Raw genomic sequence first — 16,090 nt, 5'->3', positions numbered from 1 at the left:
CTATAGACATCGCAAATGAGACTTCGAAACTTGGCCGCAACACGTGGCCCGTATCCTGTGGGCACACCCCTATCAGGAAATATTGCCTATGAAAGCCCTACGCTTTGCCCTTCAAAATCCTCCCCATGTTCCGGCAGTTGCCGATAAGTCACCACTAGACGGTCTTGCACGGCGCAGACTGGGGATCGTCGACGCGGTCTCCCAATCCATCGGTGCCATAGCCCCTACAGCAGGCGTGGCTACGATGCCCGCACTGGTAGCAGCTGCAGCCGGACCCGGGACCGCGCTGTCGGTGCTGTTTGCCACCGCCCTCGTCGCACTGGTTAGTTCGACCATCAGCCAGTTCGCCCGTCGACTAGCGGTGGCAGGTTCCCTGTACAGCTACGCGGCCCAGTCTTACAAGCCTTATCCTGCGCTCCTCACGGGGGCTGCACTGTTAGTCGGCTACGGTTTCGTGGCCATGTTTGCGATGGCAGGGGCGGGTATCTTTGCCGCCAATTGGGTCTCGCATCTGATGCCGGTTCCCGGGTCGGCGGCGACCCTGTCAGTTGCGGCATGCACCCTTGCAGTGGCCGCCTTTAGCTTTTTTGTGATGCGAAAGGGCGTGCGTGTATCTAGCCGGACCACCCTGACTGTTGAATGCGCCTCCGTTCTGTTGGTTTTGGTCCTGGTCATGATCGTGTTGGCCAGACAAGGCGTGCCCCATTTGGACGTGCTCGACCTGGCAGGAGCGACGCCCTCGGGAGTCGCAAGCGGAAGCGTCCTGGCGCTGATGGCGTTCGTGGGCTTCGAGAGCGCTACCGTGTTGGGCGCAGAAACACGGTCCCCTCTGAAGACACTCCCGAAAGCGCTCCTGTGGACCGTCCTGGCCACAGGGCTCTTTTTCCTGCTGACCACATACACACAGCTGGCTGGATTTGGGTGGCAGGACCAAGCGCTGGCGGCAAGCACAGCTCCTCTTGTGGACCTCGCCACCGGGACGGGGATCCCTGGCTTGCTAAGCCTCCTCGACGCCGCGATCACGCTGTCCTTCATCGCCTGTGCCCTGGCAAGCATCACGGCACTGTCTAGGGTGTTGTTCACCATGGGCAGGGAAGGAGTTCTTCCTGTCTGGTTCGGTGACGTCCACCCTCAATCAGGGACACCGATGCGCGCGATCACTGTCGTTCTGCCCGTTACCGTGGCTGTTCCCCTGACGTTCTTGCTGGCCGGCTTCACCCCATGGGCCGTTATGAATACCCTCATCACGGCGGCCGCCGCGGGATTCATGACGGCATATATATTCCTATGCCTTGCCCTGCCGCTTTTCCTGCGCCGGATCGGCGAGGCCACCGCTGTCCCTGTCGTGATAGCCCTAATTACCGCGCTGATGTTGATGTCAGCCTTCCTCCTGTATCTGGCGGGGACCTTCCAGAACGGCTACGGGGCTGGGTGCTTCGCCTTTCTCGTCGCAATGGCTCTCGTGGGCCTCTCATTTTTCCTAAGGCGGCGTCCTCTCAAGACTGGATTACCGGGCCTTGGCATATATGACATGCCGACAAAGCGTAATCTGCTCGGCGGGAAGGGAGAGGGCTGAGTGCCGCCCAGTTTCGACAACGTGGACTTGCGGGCACGCCAACCCAAGGCAGTCCAGAATGCCTTCGCTGTCCTGGAAGAAGTCGCCCGCTGCGGCCCAGGCGTTACTGGACAACAAGTAGCGCAAAACCTCGGAATGCCAAGGGCCACTGCCTATCGCTTACTGAACCTGCTCGTGCAGGACGAATATCTCATCCGAATGCCAGACCTAAGCGGGTTCGCCCTTGGCAGCAAAGTGTCGCTCCTTGCCCGGCTGGCAGAACAAGAACACCGACCACGGCCATAGCCTACAGCCCGAGCTGATTGAGGCTATCAAACGCCGATAATGAGATTTCGTCAAATAGCTTGGCGCCAGACTGGTGTTTATCAACTACAAGCGGCACTTTTTCCGGCTCCCACTTCTGAACCTCCTGGAGCACAGCAAAGGGCGCGCCCCGTTCGCTGAGCACGCCCCATGGTGTGGCCTGGGTCAGTCCTTCTTGAAAGCGTCCTTGACCTTCTCGCCGGCCTGCTTCAAATCGCCCTTGGCCTAGTCGGCCTGGCCCTCGGCCCGCAGGCTCTCATCGCCCGTAGCGGCGCCTGCCGCTTCCTTGCCCTTACCGCCGGCCTTCTCGGCAGCGTTTCAATCTTGTCGCCCAATCCCATGGTGTTTCCTCCTCTGGTTTACAGCCGTTCGCATGCGGCTACAAACATCATAAGCATGCTTAGGATCTTGTTCTCAAGCCCCTCGAACCGCAGCAAGGCCGGCAGGGCTGGCCTGCACCACGTACGAGATGCATGGAACGTGCAGCTTCTGCCTGACTGCAGCCCGCTGGTGAAGTGGTGCGGGCGCCAGGGCGAGCTCTCTTCGCTGCAGGCAGCGAAAGGCCGTTCAGCACCCAGATTCTCCAAGAAACGGGGCGCAATATAGCCCCTTCTGGATCCGGGCCTAAAGAGCCGATAGCTTATATTCTGTCAACCCAAGGAGTGGTGAGACACATAAGCCTAATGAACTCGCTCCCAAACGAGGACGACCGCACCGATCCGTACTGCAGTCTCGGCTGAATCCAGTTCGACAGCCTAGTCCCGGCCCGTCGAGTTGGGTTTTGAACCTTCAACGATGGGAGAACCGCGCTTTCCACATCTGCAGCATTGCTGTCGAGCTCCCCGTGCCGCAGAAGAGGCAGTCGTCTTGACGCAGGTATCTGGTCGCGCCATTGCGTGGTGACCATGGGCCTACCGTTTGAATGCTGACGTAATTTAGGTCGTCGTTCAGACTTCCTTGAGAAGCCGCCTTTTCCTTGACTGCCTCGGCAGCAAGCAACACTCCGGCAAGGACACTCAGGTAGCCAACCGAGAATTGCCTTGGCTGCGCGTCAAACTCTTCTTCCAGGAAGGGGAGTGCCCGGTTGTCCAGTTCACCGCACCGCGCCGTGCGCGCCCAGGCATCCAGCTCGACTCTTGATATTGCGAGGGACTCTGCAAGGCGTGCCCGGGTTTCGGTGTCCGCTGCTAAATATCGCTCGCGCAGTTCATGGTCGCTGATCTCCGGCTCAAGTGGGTTGTGGCAGACCAGGCATGCCCGGGCGCCGGGGGGTCCTGCGCGCATGAGACTGGCGCGGAGGTTGTAGGTGGACGCACCGAATGTGGTTGTCGGAATCAGTCGCTGTAGCGCTAAGCGTGAGCGGTTCTTGTCTACGGCCGACAGCAGCAGTTTGAGGGGCTGCTGTCGGCGGGGGTGCTCCTGGGCGAGTCCGTTATGCGGATCCCACGTCAGTGTTCCAGCTCCTCCAAACTCCAGTGCGCTGGCCGCAGTAGTTGCTTTTGGAAGCCCGATGGAGGATGTATCGAAGAGGACGCAGCGGTTCAGGTTTGTCGGATCGACAGTATCCGCATCTGCGATTTGGACCGTACCCTCAAGTCCTGGTGTCGCCCACAGCGCAAGCATCGTCGCTGTCCCGACCGCCCCGACTCCAGCAAGAAGAAGATTGCTCTTGAGCCGCTCTGGTACCGGAGGAGGATTGATCGGAATCTCAGGTGACGTGATGTGTTGCCAGCCGTCGTAGATGAAGGGGACGAACTCTGTACGCCCACGTGATGCCCGGAAGACCTGCCCGGCAGCGTGCGCGGCCGCGATATAGGGACCGAAAGGTAGTGTCGCTGCACTGTCCTCGTAAGCGGTGGAAGTGATCCCTCCCCACCAGTCGCCAAAGGCCAGGAAGAGCTGCGCGTCTTCAATGTCGCCGATGCCGATTACAAAGCTCCGTTCAGGGGCCTCTGTTGCAGGCGTTAGCGGTACCCCCTTGATCGCTTCCGCAGGCTTGAGCACCGCTGGGAGGAGGGGGGAACCGACGGCGTATCCGGGAGAAACACCGGGCAAAAGCCTGCTTTCAGGGCAAGAGATAGTGAGGCTGGCAACCGCGCCGACTGCTCTAGTTAAGAGGTTGGTTAGCATCCAGAGCGCCCTCTGACCCGCCACCGTGCCGGAAGCAGAGAGAGAAATCGCGACGTGGAGCTTCAGGGGTTTACTTTGGTCAGACGCGACCAAAGCGCCTCCAGCCGTGCCAGTATGCCGGTTTTCGATGCTTTCCACGTAACTACCTCCTTCGGGTATTGGCTCTGGTCTATCTGAAACGGAACCAGCCGGATCATTGAGCGTGCATCGCCGCTCCTTAGGCCGACCCACCCGTCCGCGTCGCGGACGTGAACGGTCCCGTCCCACGGTGCTGGGTCCCCTGCGGCATGGTGAGGAAGCACAATTGAAAGGGCTCCCATGTGTTGGGAAAAGGCCATGGCATCGTCGGTGGATGAATGCGCCGTGCAAGCACCCCCGTGAGTGTGCACCTGAGCGAGTCTTTGCAACCGATAATCCCTCAGGTGCTTGCCCGCGGCACTCATTTCGGCCGCACCGATCCGGTAGTTCCCCGGGGTGAGAGCGGCAGCCGGAATGGTAAGCGTGGTAACGACGCCGCCTTGACCGGATGGCATGGGAACTCCGTCCAGAAAAGCGACTCGCTCTACTCCCTCGGGGGCTTGGGCGAAATTCCGAAGCAGCCCCTGCCAAATGTCTTCAGGTATCCAGAGCACCGGCTCGACCCATGTAGTAAGGGGGACTGAGGACTTCGTGTAGCCGGCTCAGGGTGGCGGCCAGAGTGTGGGCTCCAGGCTGCCACTTCTCGCCAGGCAGCGGGGTGTGGTTGGAGATGTAATAGTCGCGGGATTGCGAGAAACACACCAATTGGTCCATTGAACCATCGGGATAGTTGTACGTCTGATGAATAGCGAAGCCAAAAGGCACGCAACTGTGGGAGGGCAGCCACCGACTGCCAGGCTGCGGTCTCGGACCCTGCGGGTTTGTCGGTGATATGAAGTAGACGCCAGGAGGCAGTTCGTCGTAACTGCGGGCATCCAGCAGGATGCAGTAATCGTCGATCGTGCCATCCGCTGAAACGCCCACAGCTTGGACCTGGGCGTGAAGGGGATCCAGTAGTGTGTAGCTCCATCCCCATCGTTCTGGCCGCCCAGATGCCCAGAACGACTCCAGATGGGCGGCGAATGTCAGCGCAGCATATTCGGCGTCTGCAAGCGGAACTGCCGGCACCTTATGCACCACCCGTGGGGCCAGCCAGAAGCCAAACAGTGTCCGCCCCGAGGAGTTGCAGGAAGTCACCAAGGTGCTGACTCAGGTGTTCGAAGACGTTTGTCCCTGACGACTCCACCCGCAGACGATCAGCGGGATTGCGCTCGATTCCCAGCTCTGCGTAGGCGCGTTCAATCATCGTCCGGACTGGGGTTCCGGGGCCGGCCTTGACTTCTACCTCTCGCCCGCTGTCCTCGTGGACCACTGTAATTGTGATTGCCTGAGAATGCTTCTGTTCTTTTAGGGTCTCGTGACTGTCCACGGTCGTCCTCTCCAAGTTGCAGAGACCGGAACTCTTCCCGTCTCAACTAGGACTGACGGGACAACGTCAAAATTGTCCGGCCGTCACGAGGAACACTCGATGCAGACCTTGGAGACACCCTCGAACTGAGACGGAAGTTTGAGGAGGAAACACTCCTCACACAGCCGTTCAGCGGCTCTCGTGCACCCGCAGTGTCCCTGAGGACAGCGGGGCTCCCGACAGCGGGAGCATGTTTTGGCGATCACAAAATTACTGCCGCACGTATCGCAGTCTTCCCAACTGCTACTACCGGACGATGACGCTGTGCCGTCCTGTGGTGGAGAGAAGCTCTTCCACGGGGCGCCGTACTCGACCATGACAGCAACATAGAGTCCATCGCACCAGCTGATCTGGCCATAGAGGCGATTCGATGTGTGCCCCGTGGAGTAGTGAATCAGACTGTCGTCGCGTTGGATCACTCGACCGGGATAGGAATCAGCCAGCGCCGCGGCGACCAACGGGTTTTCGGACTGATCCGAACCTCTAGCGGGAGGGAAAATCTGACCGCGGGAAGCTGCGAAGTTCACACTTCCGTCTGAATCCAGGACTGCGATGATGCCCGGGCTCTTGAGCTCCGTGGCTAGGCGGACGCAGATAGCAGCCCGGGAGGCCTTGGAAGAGCGAAATAGATTCACGGCGCTCTCCGCCGTGGGACCGCGTCGCGCGATCTGGCCGACAAGAGTCGAGGGCAGAAGAATCTCGGCTGCAAAGGCATCACAAGCTGCGTCTTCAAATTCTTCAGAGTCTTCGAGTTGCATCAGCGCAGAACCAAGGCCGACGTCCGTGCTCTGGATGTGATGTCCGAGTTCGTGCAGCAGTGTAAAACGCTGTCGGCGGGTTGACATGGACTCCGCGAAGACAAGGGTCGGCGGTTCGGTTCCCCAGAGGTAGGCGCCTGCGACGGAACACCCACCGCTGGAACCATCGGGAACATCTGCCTCTTCGGGGACCGGTGCAATCGTAAGGTCATCCCATGTGCCAATCTCGGCAATGGCATCTGAGGCCAACCTATCAGCAGCTCCAGGGCAGCGCTGCTCGAGCACGGCCATCATGCCCTCAACCTGTTTAGCCGTTCCATCAAAAAGCTTGGGCAACGCTATCTCCCCTCATTTGTCCCGCTACCCAGATGTCCGAGCGCAATCGTCCTTAACCTCTGCCTCCAGACGTTTGTGCCTTCGCCTTTTTGTCGCGCCGCTAGCGCATAGGCTTCGCGTGCAACAGCCAATCGAGCGTCGGATTCATCCGTTTTTAGCTTTTTCGCCTCCGTCCGGATGAGGAATCTCCAACGCGGCTGCTGGAGTTCAAATAACAACTCGTCCGGCAACGGTGCGGCCAAGGAACTCAGGGCATCTGCTGGAAGACCCGTATGCAAAGCCAACTGCTCGGTCTCTGCAGGACTGAGCTGAAAGGTACCCCGTATGACGTTCATTGCCTTTCGTTGGGGAACGTTCAGTGCTTCCATTACCTGTTGCAGGGTAAAGGGGGGCTTTTCGTGTGTTGGCCCCGTTTTTGTTGTCGAGGACGGTAACGGTTTGAGGTCTGTGAGCCAGCTCTCCAAGATGTCCTCCAACTCCGCTTTTTTCTCCGCACTTGGGGATGACCAGTGGAGAAGGTGTTGTTCGGTGTCAGGGAGGAAGTCAGTTTTGCCAGTGCTCCGAGCCGTGTCCAGTGCGTAAGGGGGGAGTTCGCCGAGGCGACGTTCAAGAGTTTGAATCGGCACTTCGCGGGTGATGCCGAGCCAAACTGTGATCGGTAGTCCGAGGGTGTTGGCTGACGGTTCGATGGTAACTGCTTCCTGATCCAGTAGCCCGGGCTCGAATGTTACGGGTGCGGCCATGACAGTCTGGGGTGTGGATTCGCTGATGACCAAGAGCATCACGGTGGCTCCGGACCACCGGGCGAGCCACAGGTCATTGTTTCGAATGTCGAAGTCCGATGAATCAACGTCGGCCGCTGTCACTCTTTCCTGGTTCGCGGCAGCGGGCGTCTTAGTCCGGCTTGCCAGTTCCAGCAGTTTGGCCCGCTTATCCGGGTGGGTCTTGCTCATAGTTTTCGTCCTCCATCCTGGACTGACGGGACAAAGCGCGCGGTGTCCCCGGGACCTGACGCTGGTGGGCTTTCATGGACTCCCAAACAAAGGGCGATGATCTGCTGTGCCACGTCCCGCGCGCTCGTTTCGTCTCCCGAGACTTCTATGAGTTTCGATTTGAGCGCACGAATTCGCAGAGCGGTTGCGCTCTTCCCGAGTCCGAGCATGGCTGCAGCCGCCTTCGGGTCATCGAGGACGAGGATGAGATTGCGCTCTTGAGTGGACAAGGACTCGAAAGCTGCTTGGGCTAGTTTTTCGATATATTCCTGTTCCTCCTCTTCAACAACCTGTTCCAGGGGCAGCATCCCGCCTGCTGCAGTCAATGCCGTTGCCTCGTCCTCGGTTGAGACGGTGAGGGGGTCTAGTACGTGCGGGAAACGGTTGGCGATAACGTGCACGAGTGTGGAGATATGCAGGCTTCCCTGTGCGGTCTTGAAGAGCTGCTCGAGCAAGGTTTCAAGCTCGCCGGCCCTTCCCAGTTGCGCGCGGCGGCTTCCGTCTGGGGGTTCCGGAAAAAACGTAACGTGTACGCGTCGGGCGACCGATGCAAGAGCTGCCAAGTCGGCAGCGGCGGCTTCTGCCGGTCCATCGTTCAGGCGCCAGTAATGCCCGACCGGTGCCCGACCAAACCGTCCATCTCGGCTCATTCGTTTTTCCAAGCGATCCCGCAGCGCACCCAGAGCTGTTTGGCTGTTGAGATCGATCAACCAATTGCGAAGCCACCGGCGAATCATGCGGCCCAGGGCAGCGTCATCTTCAGCCTCGAGTCGGATTGCTGCCGTTAATGCCTTACCGCGATCGAAGAAGAAGTCATAGGCATAATCTTCGTAAGTCGATGCAGCATCGGCTGTCAGGCTAGGGAACCTCCCGAGCTCCTCACGGGCCGTCTCGAGAAGAAGATCCACCGTCGCAGGGCCAAAGGACCGAAACGCACGGAGTTCTTCCACCAATACCGTTGCCGCCACGCTCGTTTCGTGATCCATGCCGCCCCCGCCAGCTACTTCTGTTCCGACACGCCCACATATCCCTGCGTTTCGCTATGGTCCGGATCTTACACGGCTGGACGCCATCGCCACGTGGCGGCTAGTCACGGCCAGAGGAGGGGCGATCATGCATCTGATGCAATAATCACTATTCCGCTTTACAAAACGTCGGCTATCAGCTCTGCCTGAGAGGGCAAAGGGACTGCGCATGGAAAGAGCCTTCCCGTGCCTGTTCTACCCGTGGCGTCGCTCATAACGCCGGCTCTGGGCGTCATGGCGTCAGTTAGATAGGGAGGATAGCCACTGCGACGCTGACGGACCCCTTTCTGCGGCGATCATGCCATTCACTTCCTGGCAGTGATCGTTCCCGGGGGATGGGAACGCACCAATTCCTTCGCGAGGTTTTCTAAGTCCGGGAAAAGGTCCCCGCCTCGAAAGCCCAAGCCATGTAGTTGATGGGCGAAGTCCTGCACTCGGTCGGAGGGAATTACCAGTCGCCACCTGAGCCCACAAACTTGCTCGGAGTTCAAAGGACGAGTGCCAGGTTTGTGGACAGTGAAGCACCCTTGTTGAACAAACATGCGCAGGTCGAGTTCAGTTGCCATTACGGCGACTGGCCCCTCGTGGTAGTTCTCATCCCCTTCCTCGTCGAGGAAAGCAGGCTTCACCCATTCTTTGCACTGTCTTGAATTGATGGCGGGAGTAACATCCATCTCTGCGTAGTGGCGATTCAGTTCGTGAGGGGAGAGGACATAGACTGCCGCATCTCGTGGTTCTACGCGCGGGTCACTATATTTTTGACTTGCGAAGTAGGCGGCTACTAGAGGTGAGCGGCTCCAATCTAGAAGCCGCGTGGGTAGACCATAATGCTGCATGAGACTCAGCCAACCCGGGTGGTCATCGTAGGCGAGGCGCTCGGTTGGATAACGCATGGCAGCCCGGGTACGAAATCTGTGGGTGAAATTTCTCTCGTCTTCTCGCGTGTACGCCAGCCTTGAGGGATCCTCGCGCCACAATGCCGCTTGGACGTCCCACTCTGCATTGGATTGCCCTCGATACCAGAGGGGCGCACGAGTTTCGCTGTTGATGTATGCAATGTGGTTTACGAAATTTGCAACAGATATGACTTCGAATTCTGTTATCCCTGACATGACGGACACTGTAGCTCACAGTTGCCGTATTTTTTCTGAAAGTACCCTGATAATTGACGCCTCGTACGTTCTGCTTACCGCAGGCAACCAAAGCAATGACGGCCACTCTTTGATCCGACTTAGGTGGCCGCGCGCTGGGGCATTCCTGACAAAGTCTTCCGCGAGCCCGGGCTGTCAACGTATTTTGGGCGTCGATGCTGCGAACGCACAGCCCGAGCGGCGGACGGATGAAGCGGGCCACGGTTTCTGACTCATCTGAACGTCGTGAAGCCCGGCTCAACGCTAACCGCAACCAGGCGACGCCGCCGACAGCCGCCCCTCGTCTCAACCCGCGGTAGAGCTCCGAAGGCCAGGAATACCCGAGCAGATGTCGGAGCCACGAAAGGGCTGAGCCGTTAGCGTTTCAGGCGTCTAATCAGGCGCCGGTTGGCGTGCTGCTCATCCTAATCTTTGGAAGTAGCAAACTCGAGTTTTGGCGAGGGGTCAGTCAACAGTGCCATCGCTTCTTCTGCAAACACTGTCACGTTGTCGAAGGACTTCGCGATCGTGGCCCATCGCAGGTACGCAATGTCGTCCACTCGTCGAAGACATTCGAGTACGCCTGCCGCCAACTGGGTTGTCAGGACAATTGGTTGCCCGCCGATGGACTGCAAGACCCATCGAGCAACCGAGTGACTCTTCGCTTCCGAGTCCGGGCGGCCCATCATCGCCTTTCTGATGCTGCCCTCGAATTGGTCACGGTCGAATCTTCTTAGGAGACGTGACTCCTCGCTCCAGCCGTCTAGAGCGTAGTTGTCCCCGAGGGCTTCGCCTCCTCGCGGCCACAGGAACTCGGATTCCATAGCGTGGTCAATGCGCTTTGATCTTGCGTCCCTGTGGCTCTTCGTGACGTTATTCACCGGCAGGAGTTGGTGTCTGCCCTTCTTCATCACATGTTGTGGCTCTGGCATTTTGCCGACGGGTGTCCAGCGTTCGATCGGTACGTGGACTGTAGGCGGAATATCCTGCTTGAGCTTCGGGTGGATCTCGTAAAGCCAGGTGAGAACATCCTCAGCCGTCCGCCACCCCGGCCGGCCTGCCCGGTCCGCGCCGCGGATGGAAAGGGCATACAGCACGCTGGCGAGTCTGATCTTCATTCGCCCAAGTTGGCTTCTACTTCATCAGATATATGGGTATCCATTATGTAGCTGGCCAGCTGGGGAAACTGCCGTCGCTCGTCCTTCGTTAGAGGCTTGGCTAGGTCCGGCAGCCTGCGTTCGAGGAAGCTGACAGCCCGCAGAGCGATCATGGTGACGATCAAGTGTGAGTCCTTGCCGCCCAGCTGCAGAACAGCGCCTTCGATATCACGAACCAGGCGCTCGAAGTCAAATGCCCCAGCCAGCCTCCTGCTTCCAGTTTGCCGCACAGCGACATCCGTTAGGGTTAGGGCTTTCTGGGACTCGGTAGTGCTGAATCGGTGCTCGGGGTTGCTTAGACACCGTCTGAAGCGCACAACCTCAGTACCGGAAGCATTGGCCACCGATTTGAGCACTTTTGTACGACTTTTGCAGGTGCGGCACAGCATTTCATATGTACCATTCCAGACTAGGGTTTAGGGCCATATCTATCCCCGATTGCCCAGTTTCCTCGGCCTTGGAGGTGCTGGGGATATATGCACAAGACTGGCCTTTGACCAGCCACCGTCCTACTGGTCACGATGGAACTCCGAGACGATATTCAGAGGAGAAGCATCGTGGGACATGAAACTACCGACGCCGGGACAGGCCAGAACGCTCACTTCGTGGCCAACGTTTACCGGCAGATTGCAAGCCAAGCAGCACAAGCGTCCGCCAAGGCCGTAAACGCGGCCACATGGGCTTCTTTCCAAGAAGTCGAGGCTGACAAGTCCGTGGACTTGCTCAGTTTCAGCACTGACCACTCAGGTGACGCGCCGATCCACATCGATGTTGATGCCCATGAAGCAGGGTGGGCGGTCTGCCAGCGAGAGCTCCGCGCCTTTCTGCCGCGTGATCGCCAGGTCCTGGATGTAGGCGAGGAATCTGGCACGCCCACAAAGCAGCTGGTACCTGGAACAATTATTTGCCGTCAGGATCCTCTCGATGGTTCAACCAAAGCGCGCGTCATGTTCGCGAACTGGGGATCCGTCGTACTCGTTGATGAAGTCCGCAATGACGGCAGAAACGGCCTTCGAGGTCGACACTGCGCCGGTGCAATTACGATGAGTACAGGCTGGACGGTCAGCTGGTTGAACGCCAGCCGTTATGACCACGGCCGGCATCGCTACAACAACCTTCGGGGCCAGGTCTTCATAGAAGGCAATGGCTGGGGCTTTCCGGAAGTTCAACTTCACGATGCCCGGTGGGATCGGCTTAAAGGCACCGTTGCAGCTGTCGCATCCAAGCCGGAGCGTTACATGGCCACCTTGGAGGCGCTGGGAGGCAAGCATCCTACGCAGCTTTACAACGTCGCGGGCACGCCAATGGTCCTGGGGTTACTGGCAGGCGACATCGAACGAGTCGTCGAGGCAACGCCGGTTACGCTCCACGACAGCGCTCTCCTGTTGCCGCATCAGCTTCTCGGAGGGCGAATTACAGACCTAGACGGGGCCCCATTGGACTATCTGAAACTGTACGAAGCCCACAGTTTGAACCTCAACCCCAAGAACAAGCCAGTCCCGGGCTACATCGCTTGGGCGGGCGTCGGCGACGACGATGAAGTAGAGGTGGCTTAGGCCACAATGGAGACGCACAACGACAGGAAGCTCCGGCTTGGGCATTGCCCTAAGCCGGAGCTTCTCTTTTTGCAGCAAGTTTGCCGCCTGCGGTAGCTAGTTGCCTTTAGGTAACTAGTTGTCATATTCATGGTTAGCGGCGTTTGCTCGAGGGTCGTCATTAGACGAGAGAATCCCGCATCTAACTGGGAAACAGAGGAACCACGTTAGAAGTGGTCTGAGCCTTAGCCGTTGCTATTCTAGGTGTCTCTTCGGGTTGAGACATCGCACCAGGCGCCCATTGCTGTAGGAATCCAGGCGATGCACCGAGTGCCCAAGACGCCTTGAGATATGGGCTTTCTCCAAATTCCTTGACGAGCATCTGTCGAAGCAGGACGGGTCGCTCGGGACTTACTTCAACAGGTTCGTCTTTCCGCCAGCCCTTATACGAGATTTGTACCATCAGCGATTTTCGGCGGCTGTCGGATATGAGCCCGAGAGCATGGGCTCGGGCAACGATGGCTTGGATGGAAACGCCCCAGGTTGCCTTTAGTGCTAAATAGCCATTCAGAGAAAGGGTCTCGGAGACGGTCTGTCGCATGGCCTCGTATGGGATTAGCAATGCGCCGGCGAAGCGATGTGCCTCGCGTTCCTTGATCTTTTCTCCGACGTCCGGTCGGCGACCGTGAAGGACGATATGCCCAAGTTCATGCGCCTCGGTGAAGCGCTGACGGTCTCCTGGCTTGCCCGACACGTAAGCAATGACTGGCCGCTGAATTCGCTCGGAAGCTCGCGACGCGCCATCGTGTCCTTCAAGAACTCCTTCTTCCGCGGCAGCCACAGCCGCGACGACGATGCCGCGGCGTTCCATGGCCCGGGTGAGGTTGAGGATCGGGTCCTGGGGTTCGAGTTTGAGTGCTGCTCTGGTCTGAGCAGCTAGGACTTCGATGTCGTCGCCGTCAATGTCGTCCTCTGCTTGGGGTAAGGGTGTAAGGCGATAGCCGATTCGGTCGCATAATTCTGCCGCCACACGCTCCAGTTCTTCGAAGCGAGCGATTGATGCATCACGGCTTATAGCGGACGCTCCCGCCAGCTTCCGGAAGGACAACGTCCCGGAAACCGATGGCCCCACTTGGTTGAAGAAAGAGACAGGCATCTTCGTGGCAGCCGCGATCTGCGCCGCTGCTGAGTCCGTTACAGTGCGATCCCCGCGCTCCATAAGAGATATCTGAGGCTGACTGATCCCGGTGCAGGCAGCAAGTTCTGTCTGACTCAGGCGCAGAAGGCGACGCAAGGTGACTAAGCGCTTACCCCGCTGCTCCTGTAGCACCGTCGCTCTCCTCGTCTTTATCGATGTCAATGATTAGGTCTTCGTCGTGATCCTCGCCGACGAATTTCAGTTTTTCGAAGGCGGTTCGAGTGGGTGCCAGCTCCATGGTGAAGTCGATTGCCATCCGTCCTGAATACTTCCCGGGTTCTAGCGGCCGGACGGCGCGGACGTTGAAAGTTCCGTCCTCCCCTGGTGACCAGAGGAGGAGCAGCTTATGAATCGGGGCCGTGTGGAAGAGGGAGTCGATACCGAGGTCGAGCATTGGGGTGTTCCGCCAGAAAGCACGCCGAGCCTGGCTGTGTCCCGCGTGGGGGACTGCTGATGCAGGTGGGCGTCCATCCTTCAGGAAGCGGAGGACCAAATCGCGCGTGGTGTTAACGAACTGGAGCTGTCCCATCATGTTTGGATTCCCACTCAGGGACCACCCTTCGACGCCGACGGTGGAAAGATGCTCCCGAACCCCGAGCCGCATGATGCCAGAGCGGAGAAATGACATGTTCCCGGCATTTTTGTAGGCAGGAAGATGCTTCCCTGCGTCCTGGGCAGCCGTTGCCAAGGCTTCGTGAAGGGGTTCGGTCAGCGTCATCAGTTCGGCGTGGAGTTGGAGTGCAAGCTCATGGTCCGGCGACGTCATATTCACGAGTCCTTTCGGTTTTCTGCAATATTATTACACAAAAAATTAATAGCTAGCAGAGCTCATCCTGCTGAACGGGGACAAACGTGACGAATGTAGGGGTACCGGGTAACGATGATGGGGAAGAAACCTTCGCTGATCTGGCAAAGGATCTTGAAGAGAGGATCCGCCAGCATGATGAAATGCGGGACGAAGAGGATTTTCGTGCCGAGCACAAGCGGCTGAACCGGCTTACCTTCAGCTTCATTGACGCCGTGCGAGCCGCGGCACTTGCTTGCACCCGGGACCCTGACTCCGCCAGAAAACTGCTGCAGTTTTCGATGGATGACTTCATCGAATCGGCACTTTCGATCTACATGCTGGGAGAACAAGGGATCTTCAATATTGGCCGACGAGAGCTTAGGTACATGCTTGAGGCTGGTGCGAAAGCCGTTTATGTTGACGAGCAGCTCCCTGGAGTTGCGTCCTTGGATGAGCGCCTGGCGTATCTGGCAGACAACAGCAACGTTCCGCGGTCGTCCATCAACGTGGTTGACCAACTGCCCCTAAGGCTCTTACCCGATCCGGGGGAGTTCCGCAGGAGTGTCCACAGCGCCTTTGGCGCGTTGAGCGGCTACACGCACGTTTCAAGGAGGATGCTGGACGAACGAGTCAGGCGTATCGCGCGAGATGAAGGCATGGGCTTTGAACACGCAAGTACGCTCCGGGTGTTCAATGCGCTGGTTGCACAAACTTATGACCTGGTGCTTGCCATGATCCTCGAAGGTATCGGACCGATGTTCACGGGTGATCTCTTTATGTATGTTTTTGACCATGAAGAGCGGTGGCCCTACGCCAAGACGTGGTACCTCAGCCACATATCAGCAGGCTTCGACTACAAGCGCACCAACTGACCTGCCTCCGGGACTGGAAAACTGAGTTTATGGGCGCGCTCCGAGGACCGGTAGGCCGTAGAGATCTGCCACGCGGTGGAATTCAGGGTCCGGTCCGACATTTTCAGAGGTCAGTTGCAGCAGGCCGTTGCGGCTGGGGGAGAGGCCTTCGTCAGCACGCCGGTCCCAGTATGCCCAGCATCTGCCGGTCAGTGTTTTTGATGGGTAGCTGATACCAAGTGGTTCTGAACCGTCGTCCAACACGGTGCCGCGGATGACGTGGGCGAGGAGGGTTGTCAGGTCCCGGTCGTCTCCGGTGAGGGAGCCGGCCGTGAGGAGCTGAAGGCGTTCGGTTAGTCCTGCCGTTGCCGGTGTAAGGGCTTCGAGGGCCCGGAGGGTGGCAGCGTTGTCTATCCGGACCCACCATCCCTGATGGGGGAGCCGGATTTCGTAGATCGAACGGTCCATTTGCCAGTCCACGGATAGGGCCCAGGGGACGTCGATACCGTTTTCTTGGGCCTGCGCCTGGACGCTTGTGATGTAGTCCTCGACCGTCCACCCGATGGATTCCGCGGCCTTGGCTACGGAGGCGCGCTGCTGCCGGAAGCCGAGCAGCACCTCGGCGTAGGCGCATTGGCGGGAATCGGCCAGGTAGATCGTCGAGCCTATGCTGTCGTATCGCCCGCGGGAATCGCTGCTTGCGGCTGCTCCGATCGGCATGGGGCCAACAATGGAATTTTTCCTGACCGACAACGCGCCGTAGCGGTCCTTCGCCACCCTGAACGAAATCTCGCCGGCGGCTTGGACAAGGGTGAGCCCCGTCGAG

Annotated in this window: 15 protein-coding genes and 1 pseudogene; 4 read left to right on the top strand and 12 right to left on the bottom strand. The window is 58.7% G+C overall.

What is annotated here, in order from left to right; genetic code table 11:
- The first annotated feature begins 88 nt into the window (after positions 1 to 88).
- A complete protein-coding gene (locus AC3A4Z_RS20990) occupies positions 89 to 1,576 on the top strand; it encodes an APC family permease (RefSeq protein WP_498714026.1) in 1,488 nt (495 codons plus the stop codon).
- The gene (locus tag AC3A4Z_RS20985) at positions 1,577 to 1,861 is read left to right on the top strand and encodes a helix-turn-helix domain-containing protein (RefSeq protein ID WP_498714024.1); all 285 of its coding nucleotides are present in this window, start codon (positions 1,577 to 1,579) and stop codon (positions 1,859 to 1,861) included. It abuts the gene before it with no gap.
- A gap of 1 nt (position 1,862) precedes the next feature.
- Here the strand turns inward: AC3A4Z_RS20985 and AC3A4Z_RS20980 are convergent, their stop codons facing one another.
- From AC3A4Z_RS20980 to AC3A4Z_RS20940, 9 genes and pseudogenes are all read right to left on the bottom strand, one after another.
- The gene (locus AC3A4Z_RS20980; protein ID WP_498714022.1) at positions 1,863 to 2,024 is read right to left on the bottom strand and encodes a hypothetical protein; all 162 of its coding nucleotides are present in this window, start codon (positions 2,022 to 2,024) and stop codon (positions 1,863 to 1,865) included.
- Between the two features lie 83 nt (positions 2,025 to 2,107).
- A pseudogene (locus tag AC3A4Z_RS20975) lies at positions 2,108 to 2,220 on the bottom strand (CsbD family protein); the annotation flags it as partial.
- 448 nt (positions 2,221 to 2,668) lie between these two features.
- Positions 2,669 to 4,147, bottom strand: a complete 1,479-nt coding sequence (locus AC3A4Z_RS20970) for a ThiF family adenylyltransferase (protein ID WP_498714020.1) — start codon at positions 4,145 to 4,147, stop codon at positions 2,669 to 2,671.
- Between the two features lie 1,392 nt (positions 4,148 to 5,539).
- A complete protein-coding gene (locus AC3A4Z_RS20965) occupies positions 5,540 to 6,544 on the bottom strand; it encodes an ImmA/IrrE family metallo-endopeptidase (protein WP_498714088.1) in 1,005 nt (334 codons plus the stop codon).
- Between the two features lie 47 nt (positions 6,545 to 6,591).
- Positions 6,592 to 7,542: a hypothetical protein gene (locus AC3A4Z_RS20960; protein ID WP_498714018.1), complete on the bottom strand. Its 951-nt coding sequence runs from the start codon at positions 7,540 to 7,542 to the stop codon at positions 6,592 to 6,594.
- The gene (locus AC3A4Z_RS20955; protein ID WP_498714016.1) at positions 7,539 to 8,567 is read right to left on the bottom strand and encodes a hypothetical protein; all 1,029 of its coding nucleotides are present in this window, start codon (positions 8,565 to 8,567) and stop codon (positions 7,539 to 7,541) included. The genes AC3A4Z_RS20960 and AC3A4Z_RS20955 overlap by 4 nt, the downstream gene beginning before the upstream one ends.
- A 344-nt stretch (positions 8,568 to 8,911) precedes the next feature.
- Positions 8,912 to 9,718, bottom strand: coding sequence for an FRG domain-containing protein (locus AC3A4Z_RS20950; protein ID WP_498714014.1), 807 nt, complete (start codon positions 9,716 to 9,718; stop codon positions 8,912 to 8,914).
- A 443-nt stretch (positions 9,719 to 10,161) separates the two neighbouring features.
- Positions 10,162 to 10,854 carry a hypothetical protein gene (locus AC3A4Z_RS20945; RefSeq protein ID WP_498714012.1) on the bottom strand — a complete coding sequence of 231 codons (693 nt, stop codon included), beginning with the start codon at positions 10,852 to 10,854 and terminating at the stop codon, positions 10,162 to 10,164.
- Positions 10,851 to 11,123 (bottom strand): hypothetical protein, encoded by a 273-nt coding sequence (locus tag AC3A4Z_RS20940; protein WP_498714010.1) that lies wholly within the window; start codon positions 11,121 to 11,123, stop codon positions 10,851 to 10,853. Before AC3A4Z_RS20940 ends, AC3A4Z_RS20945 begins: the two co-directional genes overlap by 4 nt.
- 327 nt (positions 11,124 to 11,450) lie before the next feature.
- On the opposite strand from AC3A4Z_RS20940, the gene AC3A4Z_RS20935 reads away from it, so the two are divergent.
- Positions 11,451 to 12,449, top strand: coding sequence for a hypothetical protein (locus AC3A4Z_RS20935; RefSeq protein WP_498714008.1), 999 nt, complete (start codon positions 11,451 to 11,453; stop codon positions 12,447 to 12,449).
- Positions 12,450 to 12,630: 181 nt separating this feature from the next.
- Here AC3A4Z_RS20935 and AC3A4Z_RS20930 read toward each other — a convergent pair whose 3' ends face one another.
- Together AC3A4Z_RS20930 and AC3A4Z_RS20925 are read right to left on the bottom strand one after the other, a co-directional pair.
- Positions 12,631 to 13,758 (bottom strand): XRE family transcriptional regulator, encoded by a 1,128-nt coding sequence (locus AC3A4Z_RS20930; RefSeq protein ID WP_498714007.1) that lies wholly within the window; start codon positions 13,756 to 13,758, stop codon positions 12,631 to 12,633.
- Positions 13,736 to 14,392 (bottom strand): hypothetical protein, encoded by a 657-nt coding sequence (locus AC3A4Z_RS20925; RefSeq protein WP_498714005.1) that lies wholly within the window; start codon positions 14,390 to 14,392, stop codon positions 13,736 to 13,738. Before AC3A4Z_RS20925 ends, AC3A4Z_RS20930 begins: the two co-directional genes overlap by 23 nt.
- An 86-nt stretch (positions 14,393 to 14,478) precedes the next feature.
- On the opposite strand from AC3A4Z_RS20925, the gene AC3A4Z_RS20920 reads away from it, so the two are divergent.
- Positions 14,479 to 15,285, top strand: a complete 807-nt coding sequence (locus AC3A4Z_RS20920) for a hypothetical protein (RefSeq protein WP_498714003.1) — start codon at positions 14,479 to 14,481, stop codon at positions 15,283 to 15,285.
- Positions 15,286 to 15,312: 27 nt separating this feature from the next.
- On the opposite strand, the gene AC3A4Z_RS20915 is transcribed toward AC3A4Z_RS20920, so the two are convergent.
- Positions 15,313 to 15,984: a hypothetical protein gene (locus AC3A4Z_RS20915; RefSeq protein WP_498714001.1), complete on the bottom strand. Its 672-nt coding sequence runs from the start codon at positions 15,982 to 15,984 to the stop codon at positions 15,313 to 15,315.
- Positions 15,985 to 16,090: the final 106 nt, after the last annotated feature.

It is taken from the genome of Arthrobacter sp. Soil_C_49 (assembly GCF_057656635.1).
The sequence above is the reverse complement of the archived record's forward strand: the minus strand, read 5'-3'. Positions and strand labels throughout refer to the sequence as shown.

Coding starts and splice junctions, on each gene's coding strand:
- AC3A4Z_RS20950 (WP_498714014.1), bottom strand. CDS start 9,718: ATGTCAGGGATAACAGAATTCGAAGTCATATCTGTTGCAAATTTCGTA.
- AC3A4Z_RS20960 (WP_498714018.1), bottom strand. CDS start 7,542: ATGAGCAAGACCCACCCGGATAAGCGGGCCAAACTGCTGGAACTGGCA.
- AC3A4Z_RS20965 (WP_498714088.1), bottom strand. CDS start 6,544: ATGGCCGTGCTCGAGCAGCGCTGCCCTGGAGCTGCTGATAGGTTGGCC.
- AC3A4Z_RS20990 (WP_498714026.1), top strand. CDS start 89: ATGAAAGCCCTACGCTTTGCCCTTCAAAATCCTCCCCATGTTCCGGCA.
- AC3A4Z_RS20945 (WP_498714012.1), bottom strand. CDS start 10,854: ATGAAGATCAGACTCGCCAGCGTGCTGTATGCCCTTTCCATCCGCGGC.
- AC3A4Z_RS20915 (WP_498714001.1), bottom strand. CDS start 15,984: ATGCCGATCGGAGCAGCCGCAAGCAGCGATTCCCGCGGGCGATACGAC.
- AC3A4Z_RS20925 (WP_498714005.1), bottom strand. CDS start 14,392: ATGACGTCGCCGGACCATGAGCTTGCACTCCAACTCCACGCCGAACTG.
- AC3A4Z_RS20955 (WP_498714016.1), bottom strand. CDS start 8,567: ATGGATCACGAAACGAGCGTGGCGGCAACGGTATTGGTGGAAGAACTC.